This window comes from Yersinia hibernica, from assembly GCF_004124235.1.
GTDB classification, from domain to species: domain Bacteria; phylum Pseudomonadota; class Gammaproteobacteria; order Enterobacterales; family Enterobacteriaceae; genus Yersinia; species Yersinia hibernica.
In genome coordinates, this window is the sequence record NZ_CP032487.1 from 194877 (window position 1) to 209134 (window position 14258).

A 14258-nucleotide genomic window follows, 5' to 3' on the forward strand; every position below is an offset into this window, starting at 1 on the left:
CTTATTCTTTAGTATCTAATAAATAGTCTGTAGCATCTAAATAGTTTGAATCTGAAGTTTTACTCTATGTCGAAATAATTTGCGTTGAGAATATGTATGAACTCAATCGGTTTTTGACAGTCTAGTGTTTTACAAAATCAGTCTAAGGCACTTTCAATCTTTACACCGTTGTGTCGCGCATTCTTGTGTAAGTCATTACTTGCGTAGTTTGGCCCAAGGCCGGTGATTGAATGTCCCATTAAACAGGCACGGATGACGCTGCCATACCATTCACGACCATAGTTCGAGACATACCCCGAGTTTAAGAACCCACCATTATGAATCTTACCGAATTAAAGAACACGCCGGTTTCTGATCTGATAACACTTGGCGAAAATATGGGGCTGGAAAACCTGGCCCGGATGCGTAAACAAGATATTATTTTCTCTATCCTTAAGCAGCATGCGAAAAGTGGAGAAGATATCTTCGGTGACGGTGTGTTGGAGATATTGCAGGATGGGTTTGGTTTCCTCCGTTCTGCAGACAGCTCCTACCTCGCCGGCCCTGACGACATCTACGTATCCCCAAGCCAAATTCGCCGTTTTAACCTCCGCACAGGTGATACCGTTGCCGGTAAGATTCGTCCACCTAAAGAAGGTGAGCGCTACTTTGCATTGTTGAAAGTTAACGAAGTTAACTATGACAAACCGGAAAACGCCCGTAACAAAATCCTATTCGAAAACTTAACGCCATTACATGCCAACTCTCGTCTGCGCATGGAGCGTGGTAATGGTTCGACTGAGGATTTAACTGCCCGTGTACTTGATTTGGCATCGCCAATCGGTCGTGGCCAGCGTGGGCTGATTGTTGCTCCGCCAAAAGCGGGTAAAACTATGCTGTTGCAGAATATTGCTACCAGCATTGCTTACAATCACCCTGATTGTGTATTGATGGTATTGCTGATTGACGAACGTCCAGAAGAAGTCACCGAAATGCAACGTTTGGTGAAAGGTGAAGTTATCGCTTCCACTTTCGACGAGCCAGCATCTCGCCACGTTCAAGTCGCTGAAATGGTTATCGAGAAAGCGAAACGTCTGGTTGAGCATAAAAAAGACGTTATCATTTTACTGGATTCGATTACCCGTCTGGCCCGCGCCTACAACACCGTGGTACCGGCTTCAGGTAAAGTTCTGACCGGTGGTGTGGATGCTAACGCCCTGCATCGTCCGAAGCGTTTCTTTGGGGCTGCACGTAATGTTGAAGAGGGCGGTAGCCTGACCATCATTGCCACGGCATTGGTTGATACCGGTTCTAAAATGGATGAAGTTATCTATGAGGAATTTAAAGGTACCGGCAACATGGAACTGCATCTGTCGCGCAAAATTGCAGAGAAACGGGTGTTCCCAGCCATTGATTTCAACCGCTCAGGTACACGTAAAGAAGAGCTGCTGACGACCACGGAAGAGCTGCAAAAAATGTGGATCTTGCGTCGTATTCTTCATCCAATGGGTGAAATCGATGCAATGGAGTTCCTCATCAGCAAATTGGCAACAGCAAAAACCAACGATCAGTTCTTCGATAACATGAGACGTTCGTAGGTTTTTTACCCACCGAAATTGGCGTTGTCGTGAATACATGGCATAGCTTCAAGTTCGAGAAGGTAGCGAAATTAAGCAAAACGCCACGCGCAGTCGTGGCGTTTTTTGTATTTGGAATATACGATAGCCGAAATTGTTAGCTACTCAGTGGATGATGTCTTCGAACCAACCTATATTTCGGTCGTTATTCTCATGAGTGACGAGAAAAGACTAAAAATAGAGTTGGGAATAACAACCAAGGCTGTCATCATATTCAGAAATAACTGAAAGCATGGGGAAGGCATGATATACGCCAAGCCACATGTTAAGCTGTCGTATCTTTTTGCAGAGAGCGGTTAAACGTGAACCTACTCACTATGAGTACTGAAATATTTATTATTTTCCTGTTTTCTCTGGCATTTTTATTTGTTGCTCGCAAAGTTGCCAAGAAAATTGGTTTAGTCGATAAGCCTAACTATCGCAAACGTCACCAAGGGTTGATTCCACTAGTGGGTGGAATATCCGTGTTTGCAGGTATTTGCTTTACTTTTCTGATTACGAATCAGCATATCCCACATTTCCGTTTATATCTTGGGTGTGCCGGTTTATTAGTGTTCGTAGGTGCTTTAGATGACCGTTTCGATATCAGCGTAAAAATTCGTGCTTTTGTTCAGGCGCTAGTTGGTATCGCGATGATGGCATTCGCCGGGCTTTATTTACGCAGCTTGGGACATGCTTTTGGCCCGTGGGAAATGGTGTTAGGGCCGTTTGGTTATGTCGTCACATTATTTGCCGTGTGGGCGGCAATCAATGCTTTCAATATGGTTGATGGCATTGATGGTTTACTCGGCGGGCTTTCCTGCGTCTCTTTTGGCGCCATGGGTATTTTGCTGTATCAAAGTGGGCAGATGGCATTAGCACTGTGGTGCTTTGCGATGATTGCCGCCATTCTGCCGTATATCTTGCTGAACCTTGGGCTATTAGGGCGTCGTTATAAGGTCTTTATGGGGGACGCAGGCAGCACTCTGATTGGTTTCACCGCCATTTGGATGTTATTGCAGAGTACTCAAGGGAATGCGCACCCTATTAACCCAGTGACTGCATTATGGATTATTGCCATTCCATTGATGGATATGATTGCCATCATGTATCGGCGCTTACGTAAAGGGATGAGCCCTTTCTCGCCTGATCGCCAACATATCCATCATTTAATTATGCGTGCTGGTTTTACTTCACGGCAGGCATTTGTCTTAATCACCTTGGCGGCGGCGTTGCTAGCTGCTGTAGGTGTCATCGGCGAACGGCTGACATTTGTCCCTGAATGGGTCATGTTGGCACTATTCTTGCTTGCATTTCTGTTATATGGCTACTGCATTAAACGGGCATGGCGAGTGGCGCGTTTTATCAAGCGTATCAAGCGCCGGATGCGCCGTGCATCGCAAAATAAGCATGAATCTTAACCAGAGGCTTTTAGGCAGTGATGAAACCAGAATCTATGTCGACTGATAAAACTGAGTCCACCAATAATGAGCCCGTTGTGGATAACGAGCTAGATATTCGCAGCCTGTGCCGCACTCTTTGGCGTGGTAAAGTGTGGATTATCGGTATGGCAATTCTTTTTGCTGCAATAGCGCTGGGTGTTTCCTATTTGGTGAAGCAGCAGTGGAGTGCCACCGCGATTACAGACAAACCAACCGTCAATAATTTGGGTGGTTATTATTCTCAGCAGCAGTTTTTGCGTAATTTGGATAGCCGTGTAAATAGCGGTGTTGCCAGTGAGCAACCCGGTATTGCTGATGAAGCATACAGTGAGTTTATTACTCAGTTAGCGGCTTACGATACCCGCCGTGAATTTTGGCTACAAACTGATTACTACAAACAGCGCCTAGAAGGTGATGCGAAGGCGGATGCTGCATTGCTGGATGAGCTGGTCAATAATATTGTTTTCACCCCGCGTGATGACAAAAAAATACTGAATGACAGCATCAAGTTGACAGCAGAAACCGCCTCTGACGCCAATAAATTACTGCGCAACTACATTGATTTTGCGAGCCAACGTGCCGCCAGCCATTTGAATGATGAAATTCAGGGCGCATGGGCTGCGCGCACTCAGTCAATGAAAGCTCAGGTCAAACGCCAGGAAGCCGTAGCTCAGGCGGTGTTCGACCGCGAAGTGACGGCGGTGAAACAAGCTTTGAAAGTGGCTAGCCAACAGGGGATTAATCGCAATCAAACTGACACCCCGGCGGAACAATTACCTGATTCTAAAATGTTTATGCTAGGTAAACCGATGCTTGAAGCCCGCTTGGAAACATTGCAGGCTACCGGCCCAAGTTTTGATATTGATTACGACCAGAACCGAGCAATGCTGGCAACATTGAATGTCGGCCCGACACTGGATAAAACATTCCAGGCTTACCGTTACTTACGTACACCAGAAGACCCGGTTACCCGTGATAGCCCGCGCCGTGTATTCCTGCTGATTATGTGGGGAGCGATAGGGGCATTGGTTGGCGCGGGTGTGGTGTTGGTTCGCCGTACCAGTACGCCAGCATAACCGTGCGGTTAAGTGCTAAGTAATATTGACTATAAAGTAATGGGCGCATTGTGCGCCCAACTTGCAGGCGTTGTCTGCGGCTAACTGACCTTAAAGAGATTCACTGTGAAAGTGTTGACTGTTTTTGGCACCCGGCCTGAAGCCATTAAAATGGCTCCTCTGGTGCATGCCTTGGCTCAGGATGAAGCCATTGAATCAAGAGTTTGTGTCACTGCTCAGCATCGTGAGATGCTGGATCAAGTGCTGCGTTTATTTGAGATTCAACCGGATTATGATTTAAATATTATGAAGCCGGGACAGGGATTAACGGAGATAACTTGCCGTATTCTGGAAGGGCTAAAGCCCGTTCTGGCGGAGTTTAAGCCGGATGTAATCTTGGTGCATGGCGATACCACGACAACCCTGTCGACCAGCTTGGCCGCGTTTTATCACCGCATTCCTGTTGGGCATGTCGAAGCGGGCTTACGCACTGGGAATCTCTATTCTCCGTGGCCAGAAGAAGCCAACCGCCAACTGACCGGCCATCTTGCTATGTATCATTTTGCCCCGACGGAAAACTCGCGGCAAAATCTGTTGCGCGAAATGGTGCCGGAAAGCCGTATCTTTGTGACGGGCAATACCGTGATTGACGCGCTGTTCTGGGTGCGGGACCGGGTGATGAATAACCCGGAATTACGTGCCAGTTTAGCCGAGCGCTACCCCTTCCTTGATGCCAAGAAAAAGATGATTCTGGTCACTGGCCACCGTCGTGAGAGTTTTGGCGGTGGTTTTGAGCGGATCTGCAGTGCATTAGCTGAAATTGCGCGCCAACATCCTGATGTACAAGTAGTTTATCCGGTGCATCTCAATCCTAACGTCAGTGAACCGGTCAATCGTATCCTGAAAGGGATTGATAATATCATTCTGATTGACCCGCAAGATTATCTGCCATTCGTTTATCTGATGAACCATGCCTACCTGATCCTGACGGATTCCGGTGGTATTCAGGAAGAGGCGCCGTCATTAGGTAAGCCGGTATTGGTGATGCGCGATACCACGGAGCGCCCGGAAGCAGTCGATTCCGGTACAGTTTTGCTGGTTGGCACTAATATTAATAAAATTGTCGATGCTGTGACCCGCTTGCTGACTGATGAAACTGCCTATCATCAAATGACGCGGGCACATAATCCTTACGGTGACGGGCATGCCTGTCAACGCATCCTTGAAGCTTTAAAGAATCATCAGGTGACGCTATGAGTTTTGAAACTATTTCTGTTATCGGTCTTGGGTATATTGGCCTGCCAACTGCCGCTGCTTTCGCGTCGCGCAAGAAGAAAGTGATTGGTGTTGATGTCAATGCCCATGCGGTTGAAACCATTAATCGCGGTGCTATCCATATCGTGGAGCCGGATTTAGACAAAGTGGTAAAAATTGCGGTTGAAGGGGGTTACTTACAAGCGGTAACCAAGCCACTGCCCGCCGATGCGTTTCTTATTGCCGTCCCAACACCATTTAAAGGCGATCATGAGCCGGATATGGTTTTTGTTGAGTCCGCGGCTAAATCTATTGCCCCGGTGTTGAAAAAAGGCGATTTGGTCATTCTGGAATCGACTTCCCCGGTCGGCGCGACGGAGCAAATGGCCCAATGGCTGGCTGAAGTTCGCCCTGATTTGAGCTTCCCACAGGCCGCCGGTGAAGAGGCGGATATTAACATCGCGTATTGCCCTGAGCGCGTATTGCCGGGCCAGGTGATGGTGGAACTGATTCAAAATGACCGTGTTATTGGCGGTATGACACCAAAATGTTCTGCTCGCGCCAGTGAGTTGTACAAAATTTTCCTCGAAGGTGAATGTGTGGTGACTAACTCCCGCACCGCCGAAATGTGTAAGCTGACGGAAAACAGTTTCCGTGACGTGAACATTGCTTTCGCCAATGAATTGTCTCTGATTTGTGATGAGCAGGGAATCAATGTGTGGGAACTGATTCGCCTGGCGAATCGTCATCCGCGTGTGAATATTTTGCAGCCCGGCCCTGGTGTGGGCGGCCACTGTATCGCTGTTGACCCGTGGTTTATTGTCTCTCAAAACCCGCAATTGGCTCGCCTAATCCACACCGCCCGTCTGGTAAATGATGGTAAACCGCTGTGGGTTGTTGACCGGGTTAAAGCCGCGGTGGCAGATTGTCTGGCAGCCACGGACAAACGCGCCTCTGAAGTGAAAATTGCCTGCTTCGGTCTGGCATTTAAACCAAATATTGATGACCTGCGCGAAAGCCCCGCGGTTGAAATTGCCCATTTGATTGCCGAATGGCACACCGGTGAAACTTTGGTGGTGGAGCCGAATGTTGAGCAATTGCCGAAATCTCTGGCCGGCCACGTGACTCTGAAAGACACGGCAACAGCCTTGCAGCAAGCTGATGTGCTGGTGATGTTGGTCGATCACAGCCAATTTAAGGCGATTAAACCGGAAAATGTGAAGCAATCGTGGATTGTGGATACGAAAGGAGTATGGCGTTGAGACGTATTCTGGTCACCGGTGGGGCCGGTTTTATCGGCTCCGCAGTGGTAAGACATATTATCAATGGCACCTCAGACAGTGTGGTGGTGGTGGATAAACTCACCTATGCCGGCAATTTGGAGTCACTGGCGGTGGTCGCGCAAAGTGAGCGCTATGCTTTTGAACAGGTTGATATCTGCTCTCGTGCTGAGTTGGATCGGGTTTTTGCGCAATATCAACCAGATGTCGTGATGCATCTGGCGGCAGAAAGCCATGTTGACCGCTCAATTGATGGCCCCGCGGCCTTTATTGAAACTAACGTCGTGGGCACTTACCAGATGTTAGAGGCGGCGCGTCATTACTGGTCGCAACTGAGTGCTGAGGCAAAACTGGCATTTCGTTTCCACCATATCTCAACTGATGAAGTATATGGCGACCTGCATGGTACGGATGATTTATTCACCGAAACCACACCTTACGCGCCAAGTAGCCCTTACTCTGCCTCCAAGGCCTCTAGCGACCATCTGGTTCGCGCCTGGTTGCGGACATATGGTTTACCGACCTTGGTGACCAATTGCTCAAATAACTACGGCCCGTATCATTTCCCTGAGAAATTGATCCCGCTGGTTATTCTGAATGCGCTCGCGGGAAAACCGCTGCCAGTGTATGGCAATGGTGCGCAAGTTCGCGATTGGTTGTTTGTGGAAGATCACGCCCGGGCGCTGTATCAGGTGGTGACCGAGGGTGTGGTGGGCGAAACTTACAATATCGGCGGGCATAACGAGCGCAAGAATATTGAAGTGGTTGAAACCATCTGCACCCTATTGGATGAGCTGGTTCCGCAAAAACCGGCAGGAATTGCCCACTATCGTGACCTGATAACTTATGTCAAAGACCGCCCCGGCCACGATATGCGCTATGCCATCGATGCCAGCAAAATTGAGCGGGAACTGGGCTGGCGGCCACAGGAAACATTCGAAAGTGGTATCCGTAAAACCGTGTTGTGGTATTTGAATAATGAATCTTGGTGGCGTCGTGTGCAGGATGGTTCTTACGCTGGTGAGCGTTTGGGTTTAAGTGAATGATTCAGTAGTCTCTTGCCCATTGTAAGGCACCCCGCCAAAGGCTAAAAAAATCGATTTATCATAAGAATGGCACGATTAATTGATTTTAATCGTGTCTTAGCTTGATGATTTTGGGAGTAAATATGAAAGGCATAATTCTGGCTGGTGGCTCCGGTACAAGGTTGCATCCCATCACCCGTGGCGTCTCCAAGCAACTGCTTCCCGTCTACGATAAACCGATGATTTACTATCCGCTGTCAGTGCTGATGCTGGCCGGGATCCGCGATATCCTGATTATCTCAACACCAGAAGATTTGCCGTCATTCCAGCGCTTGCTGGGTAATGGCGCAGAATTTGGTATCAATCTGAGTTATGCCGCGCAGCCCAGCCCTGATGGCCTAGCACAAGCATTTATCATCGGTGAAGAGTTTATCGGCCATGAGCCTTGCTGTTTGGTACTTGGCGATAATATCTATTTCGGTCAGGGGTTTAGCCCGAAACTGAAAGCAGTTGCAGCACGTGAGCACGGCGCGACAGTTTTCGGCTATCAGGTTATGGACCCAGAGCGCTTTGGCGTCGTGGAGTTTGATGACAACTTCCGCGCGTTATCTATTGAAGAGAAGCCGAGCCAGCCGAAGTCTAATTGGGCGGTGACTGGGCTTTATTTTTATGATAATCAAGTGGTTGATTTTGCAAAGCAAGTTAAACCCTCCTCCCGGGGTGAGCTGGAAATTACCAGTATCAACCAGATGTATTTAGAGCGCGGTGAGTTGACGGTGGAATTATTGGGTCGTGGTTTTGCTTGGCTCGACACCGGCACTCACGACAGTCTGATTGAAGCCAGCACCTTTGTTCAAACTGTTGAAAAACGTCAAGGTTTCAAAATTGCCTGTCTGGAGGAAATCTCCTGGCGTAATGGCTGGTTGGATGACGACGGCGTCAGGCGCGCAGCGACCGCATTGGCGAAAACTGGCTATGGCAAATATCTGTTGGACTTACTCCATGCCCGTCCACGCCAGTATTGAGCCACTGGCCTGGGAGAGTGAATTTTTCCAGCGGCCGAGTGCAAAACTGATTTTCTCCGACTCAGCCCCGCAAATTAACCCGGCTGAGTTGGATGCTTTTACCCTTATCCAAGCGAAAGTGCCTACCCATCGCCTTGATCTTATTGACTCTCTTGGACAGCTTGATTTTAAACTCGTCGAAGGGGAAGTTGATCTGGCATTGTCAGTGGAATGTGCGGTTGGCACGGAAAATGCTACATCTGAACAAGATGCTAAAACCGGCCAACAGCGGGTTGCAACCATGGCTGATATCCCACTGTTGCGCCGTGTCGCGGCCCAAGCTTTTGCGCTGAGTCGTTTTCGCGCGCCGTGGTATGACCCACAGGACAGCGGACGATTTTATGCGCTATGGGCCGAAAAGGCGGTGCTGGGCATTTTTGATCATCAATGTTTGTTGGTGATGGATGCCACGGGGCAGCCAGCGGGGTTTGTGACATTACGCGATTTACAAGATGGCAGCGCGCGTATTGGCCTATTGGCGGTATTTCCTGAGGCGCAGGGCAAAGGCATTGGTTCATTATTAATGTCGGCGGCAAAGCAGTGGTGCCAGAGTCATGGGTTACACCGATTACGGGTAGCCACACAGATGAGCAATATTGCTGCTTTACGTCTTTATATTCGCAGTGGTGCCTCGATTGAGAGCACCGCGTATTGGTTATGCAGGGGATGAGATGATTCCATTTAACGCTCCACCGGTAGTCGGCACTGAACTGGATTATATGCAGGCGGCAATCACCAGCGGCAAATTATGCGGCGATGGTGGGTTTACCCGTCGCTGTCAGCAGTGGATGGAGAAACGTTTCGATTGCCCGAAAGTCTTGCTGACACCGTCTTGTACCGCCTCTTTGGAAATGGCCGCGTTGCTGCTGGATATCAAGCCCGGCGATGAAATTATCATGCCAAGTTTCACTTTCGTGTCTACCGCCAATGCTTTTGTGCTGCGTGGCGCGAAAATGGTGTTTGTGGATATTCGCCCAGATACCATGAATATTGACGAAACCAAGATTGAAGCGGCCATCACCGACAAAACCAAGGTTATCGTGCCAGTCCATTATGCAGGTGTGGCCTGTGAAATGGACACCATCATGGCGCTGGCAAAAAAACATAATTTGTTTGTGGTTGAAGATGCCGCGCAGGGCGTGATGTCGACTTACAAAGGCCAGGCGCTGGGCACCATCGGCCACATTGGTTGTTTTAGCTTCCATGAAACCAAGAATTACACGGCGGGTGGTGAAGGCGGTGCGACGCTGATTAATGACCCGTCACTGATTGACCGTGCTGAGATCATCCGCGAAAAAGGCACTAACCGCAGTCAGTTCTTCCGTGGTCAGGTAGATAAATATACCTGGCGTGATATTGGCTCCAGCTATTTGATGTCTGATTTACAAGCAGCTTACTTATGGGGTCAGTTGGAAGCGGCAGAGCAAATTAATGAGCGTCGCCTAGCGCTGTGGCACACTTATTATAATGCTTTCAAACCGTTGGCCGCGGCTGGTCGCATTGATTTACCGGTTATTCCGGACAATGTGGCACAGAACGCGCACATGTTTTACATCAAACTGCGTGATATTGAAGAGCGCTCAGCATTTATCAGCTACTTAAAAGAAGCTGAAATCATGGCGGTATTCCACTACATTCCGCTGCATGCATGCCCGGCAGGTGAAGAATTTGGCCGCATGGATGGCGCAGACCGCTTTACCACGAAGGAAAGTGAACGTCTGGTTCGCTTGCCAATCTTCTATAACCTGACTGATGTGAATCAGAGCACGGTCATTAATACTGTTCTCAGTTTCTTCGCCTGATATGTCTCTGGCAAAAGCATCGATTTGGACTGCTGGCTCTACGCTGATTAAGATCGGCGTAGGGCTGTTAGTGGTTAAACTGCTGGCGGTGACCTTTGGCCCCAGTGGTGTCGGGCAGGCGGGTAACTTCCGCCAGCTTATTACTGTCTTGGGCGTGCTCTCTGGCGCGGGTATCTTCAACGGTATTACTAAATATGTGGCTGAATACCATCAGCAGCCTGAACGTTTGCGAGCGGTGTTGGGAACCTCATCGGCCATTGTGCTGGGGTTCTCTACTTTACTGGCATTCATTTTCCTGTTGGCGGCCAAACCTGTCAGCATCGCGTTATTTGGTCATGCTGATTATCAGAATGTGGTGCGGGCGGTGGCGTTTATCCAACTGGGGATTGCCTATGCCAACCTATTTCTGGCGATCCTCAAAGGTTATCGCGATGCCATGGGGAATGCGCTGGCAGTCATCGGCGGCAGTCTGATTGGTGTGGCCGCGTACTATCTCTGTTTTCGGATTGGCGGTTATCCCGGTGCGCTGGTGGGTTTGGCATTGGTGCCCGCGTTAGTGGTGATTCCCGCCGCCGCCATGCTCATTCGGCGCAAGACTATTCCCTTAAGTTACCTTAAACTTAGCTGGGATAAAGCCTTGGCGAGCCATTTGGGTAAGTTTACCATCATGGCGTTGATTACCTCGGTGACCTTGCCGGTGGCTTATGTGATGATGCGTAACTTGCTGGCTGACCGTTATGGCTGGGATGCGGTGGGGATCTGGCAAGGGGTGAGCAGTATTTCAGATGCTTACCTACAATTTATTACTGCGTCATTTACTGTCTATTTGTTGCCAACACTTTCAAGGCTTAAAGCGAAAGCAGATATTTCCCGTGAAATTCTGCGCTCATTGAAGTTTGTGTTACCGGCAGTGGCAACCGCCAGTTTTATGGTCTGGTTATTACGTGATTTTGCTATCTGGCTGCTATTTTCTCACCAGTTCACGGCCATGCGCGACCTGTTTGCCTGGCAGTTGGTCGGCGATGTGTTAAAGGTTGGCTCGTATGTGTTCGGCTATTTGGTGATTGCCAAAGCATCTTTGCGTTTTTACATTCTGACGGAAGTCAGTCAGTTCTTACTGTTGACCGGGTTTGCCCATTGGTTAATTCCAATGAATGGTTCTTTGGGAGCGGCACAGGCCTATATGGCGACTTATATTGTCTATTTTGTGCTCTGTAGCTGCGTATTCCTTATGTATCGCAGACATTCATCACCGTAAACACTCTGTACAGTAGAAAAAAATGACAACCCTGATTCATGTACTGGGATCTGATATCCCGCACCATAATCTGACGGTATTGCGCTTCTTTAATGATGTGCTAATGACTCGCGTGCCCGCAGAGCAGGCCCGCCATTTTATGGTCGCGGCAAAAGAAACGGCCCCATTTTCATCATTTCCTCAGTTGGATATAGCGGCGCACAGCAATAAGAAAGCATTGGCTGAGGCGGTTATAGCCCGCGCCCAGGCTTCGCGCGATACCCGCTTTTTCTGGCATGGGCAATTTAATGCCACTTTGTGGCTAGCGTTGCTGAGTGGGAAAATCAAGCCGCACCAAGTTTATTGGCATATTTGGGGAGCAGATTTATACGAAGATGCCAAAAGCTGGAAATTCCGCTTATTCTACCTGTTGCGCCGCATTGCACAGGGGCGGGTGGGCCACGTTTTCGCGACCCGTGGTGATTTAATTCACTTCCAACAGCGCCACCCTCGGGTGCCGGCGTCACTGCTCTATTTCCCAACGCGGATGGACCCAGCATTAACGGGCATCAATATTGAGAAGCCGCTGGCGGGACCAATGACGATTCTGGTTGGCAACTCTGGTGACACCACCAACCGCCATATTGAGGCGCTAAAGGCGATTCATCAGCAATTTGGCCCTGATGCTAGGGTTATCCTGCCGATGGGGTATCCGGCTCATAATGAGCTGTATATCGAGCAGGTGAGGCAGGCGGGTCTGGCGCTGTTTGCACCAGATAACCTGCGCATCCTGACAGAGCAGATCCCGTTTGATGATTATCTGAATATCCTGCGCGAATGCGATTTGGGCTATTTTATTTTTAACCGCCAGCAAGGTATTGGCACGCTGTGTTTATTAACGCAGTTTGGCGTACCGTTTGTTTTAAGCCGTAAGAATCCCTTCTGGCAAGATTTGGCTGAGCAGCATATTCCAGTGCTGTTCTATGGCGACTCATTGGACGAACCATTGATCCGCGAGGCGCAGCGGCAATTAGCGGGGTTAGATAAGCACGATATCGCCTTCTTTAACCCTAATTATATTGAGGGTTGGCAGCAGGCGCTGGCACTTGCTGCAGGAGAACATTCATGACGCTGGGGCAATTTGGCGGGCTTTTCAGCGTCTATCTGATAGCCGTTATTTTTATCCTGACATTGACGTATCAGGAGTTTAGGCGTGTGCGCTTCAACTTCAACGTCCTGTTTTCAATGCTCTATTTGCTGACTTTCTACTTTGGTTTCCCGCTGACTTGCATGTTGGTATTCCAGTTTGGGGTGGCGGTGGTGCCGGTGGAGTACTTACTGTATGCCATGCTGTCAGCCACGGCATTCTATGGCATTTACTATGTGAGTTATAAAACCCGCTTGCGTAAGCCGCGCAGCCAGCCGAGAGCGCCGATATTTACCATGAATCGGGTAGAAACCAACCTGACCTGGATACTGCTGGCGCTGGTGGCCATCGGCACTGTCGGCATCTTCTTTATGCAAAATGGTTTCCTGCTCTTTAAGCTCGACTCCTACAGCAAAATCTTCTCCAGCGATGTCTCTGGTGTGGCACTGAAGCGCTTTTTCTACTTCTTTATCCCGGCGATGTTGGTGGTTTATTTCCTCAAGCAAGATATGCGCGCCTGGTTTTTCTTTTTGGCCAGCACGGTGGCGTTTGGCATCTTGACCTATGTTATTGTCGGTGGGACTCGCGCGAACATCATCATCGCGTTCTCATTATTCCTGTTTATTGGTATCGTGCGCGGCTGGATAACCTTGTGGATGCTGGCAGCGGCCGGGGTCTTTGGGATTGTCGGCATGTTCTGGCTGGCGCTGAAACGTTATGGCCTGGATGTAAATGGCGCGGAGGCGTTTTATACTTTCCTTTACCTAACGCGGGATACTTTCTCGCCGTGGGAAAACCTGGGCTTGCTACTGCAAAATTACGATAAAATTGATTTTCAGGGCTTAGCGCCGATTATCCGTGATTTCTATGTGTTTATTCCAAGTTCCTTGTGGCCCGCTCGGCCGGATTTGGTGCTGAATACCGCCAATTACTTTACTTGGGATGTGCTCGATAATCACTCAGGGCTAGCTATTTCCCCGACTTTGATTGGGTCTTTAGTGGTGATGGGCGGGGTGCTGTTTATCCCGCTGGGCGCCATCGTGGTGGGGTTAATCATTAAATGGTTCGACTGGTTGTATGAACAAGGCAAAGCAGAGAAGAATCGCTACAAAGCGGCCATCCTGCAAAGCTTCTGTTTTGGCGCGGTATTTAACATTATCGTGTTGGCTCGCGAAGGGTTAGATTCCTTTGTCTCGCGGGTGGTATTTTTCTGCGTGATTTTTGGTGCCTGTTTGATACTGGCGAAATTGTTGTATTGGTTGTTCGATACGGCGGGTTTGATAAAGCAACGGGTACAGCGTCGTGTTGGTAAACCGCAGCCGTCATCCATGTCTCAAGCGAGCAGCCAACTGTAAGG

Annotated in this window: 12 protein-coding genes; all 12 read left to right on the forward strand. The window is 49.2% G+C overall.

What is annotated here, in order from left to right:
• Positions 1-317 precede the first annotated feature (317 nt).
• Entirely contained in the window at positions 318-1577 is a 1260-nt protein-coding gene (rho, locus tag D5F51_RS00895; protein ID WP_004704159.1) for a transcription termination factor Rho, read from the forward strand.
• A gap of 341 nt (positions 1578-1918) precedes the next feature.
• On the forward strand, positions 1919-3016 hold the full coding sequence (gene wecA, locus D5F51_RS00900) for a UDP-N-acetylglucosamine--undecaprenyl-phosphate N-acetylglucosaminephosphotransferase (protein WP_025379932.1): 1098 nt from the start codon (positions 1919-1921) through the stop codon (positions 3014-3016).
• A gap of 20 nt (positions 3017-3036) precedes the next feature.
• Complete coding sequence (wzzE, locus tag D5F51_RS00905) at positions 3037-4113, forward strand: ECA polysaccharide chain length modulation protein (protein WP_025379931.1); 1077 nt, start codon at positions 3037-3039, stop codon at positions 4111-4113.
• 105 nt (positions 4114-4218) lie between these two features.
• Positions 4219-5349 carry a non-hydrolyzing UDP-N-acetylglucosamine 2-epimerase gene (gene wecB, locus D5F51_RS00910; RefSeq protein WP_025379930.1) on the forward strand — a complete coding sequence of 377 codons (1131 nt, stop codon included), beginning with the start codon at positions 4219-4221 and terminating at the stop codon, positions 5347-5349.
• A complete protein-coding gene (gene wecC / locus D5F51_RS00915) occupies positions 5346-6608 on the forward strand; it encodes a UDP-N-acetyl-D-mannosamine dehydrogenase (RefSeq protein WP_025379929.1) in 1263 nt (420 codons plus the stop codon). Before wecB ends, wecC begins: the two co-directional genes overlap by 4 nt.
• Positions 6599-7672: a dTDP-glucose 4,6-dehydratase gene (gene rffG, locus D5F51_RS00920; protein ID WP_025379928.1), complete on the forward strand. Its 1074-nt coding sequence runs from the start codon at positions 6599-6601 to the stop codon at positions 7670-7672. The genes wecC and rffG overlap by 10 nt, the downstream gene beginning before the upstream one ends.
• Positions 7673-7794: 122 nt before the next feature.
• A complete protein-coding gene (rfbA, locus tag D5F51_RS00925; RefSeq protein ID WP_129195357.1) occupies positions 7795-8676 on the forward strand; it encodes a glucose-1-phosphate thymidylyltransferase RfbA in 882 nt (293 codons plus the stop codon).
• Entirely contained in the window at positions 8654-9385 is a 732-nt protein-coding gene (gene rffC / locus D5F51_RS00930; protein WP_129199109.1) for a dTDP-4-amino-4,6-dideoxy-D-galactose acyltransferase, read from the forward strand. The genes rfbA and rffC overlap by 23 nt, the downstream gene beginning before the upstream one ends.
• A 1-nt stretch (position 9386) precedes the next feature.
• Positions 9387-10517 carry a dTDP-4-amino-4,6-dideoxygalactose transaminase gene (rffA, locus tag D5F51_RS00935; RefSeq protein WP_129195358.1) on the forward strand — a complete coding sequence of 377 codons (1131 nt, stop codon included), beginning with the start codon at positions 9387-9389 and terminating at the stop codon, positions 10515-10517.
• Between the two features lies 1 nt (position 10518).
• Positions 10519-11775: a lipid III flippase WzxE gene (gene wzxE, locus D5F51_RS00940; RefSeq protein WP_025379924.1), complete on the forward strand. Its 1257-nt coding sequence runs from the start codon at positions 10519-10521 to the stop codon at positions 11773-11775.
• A 22-nt stretch (positions 11776-11797) separates the two neighbouring features.
• Complete coding sequence (locus D5F51_RS00945; RefSeq protein WP_129195359.1) at positions 11798-12883, forward strand: TDP-N-acetylfucosamine:lipid II N-acetylfucosaminyltransferase; 1086 nt, start codon at positions 11798-11800, stop codon at positions 12881-12883.
• Entirely contained in the window at positions 12880-14256 is a 1377-nt protein-coding gene (gene wzyE, locus D5F51_RS00950) for an ECA oligosaccharide polymerase (RefSeq protein WP_025379922.1), read from the forward strand. Before D5F51_RS00945 ends, wzyE begins: the two co-directional genes overlap by 4 nt.
• The last annotated feature ends 2 nt before the right edge of the window (positions 14257-14258 follow it).

Bases quoted from the DNA above. Each gene is read 5' to 3' on its own strand.
- rho (WP_004704159.1), top strand. From the start codon at position 318: ATGAATCTTACCGAATTAAAGAACACGCCGGTTTCTGATCTGATAACA.
- wzzE (WP_025379931.1), top strand. From the start codon at position 3,037: ATGAAACCAGAATCTATGTCGACTGATAAAACTGAGTCCACCAATAAT.
- wecC (WP_025379929.1), top strand. From the start codon at position 5,346: ATGAGTTTTGAAACTATTTCTGTTATCGGTCTTGGGTATATTGGCCTG.
- rffG (WP_025379928.1), top strand. From the start codon at position 6,599: ATGGCGTTGAGACGTATTCTGGTCACCGGTGGGGCCGGTTTTATCGGC.
- rfbA (WP_129195357.1), top strand. From the start codon at position 7,795: ATGAAAGGCATAATTCTGGCTGGTGGCTCCGGTACAAGGTTGCATCCC.
- rffC (WP_129199109.1), top strand. From the start codon at position 8,654: ATGCCCGTCCACGCCAGTATTGAGCCACTGGCCTGGGAGAGTGAATTT.
- rffA (WP_129195358.1), top strand. From the start codon at position 9,387: ATGATTCCATTTAACGCTCCACCGGTAGTCGGCACTGAACTGGATTAT.
- wzxE (WP_025379924.1), top strand. From the start codon at position 10,519: ATGTCTCTGGCAAAAGCATCGATTTGGACTGCTGGCTCTACGCTGATT.
- D5F51_RS00945 (WP_129195359.1), top strand. From the start codon at position 11,798: ATGACAACCCTGATTCATGTACTGGGATCTGATATCCCGCACCATAAT.
- wzyE (WP_025379922.1), top strand. From the start codon at position 12,880: ATGACGCTGGGGCAATTTGGCGGGCTTTTCAGCGTCTATCTGATAGCC.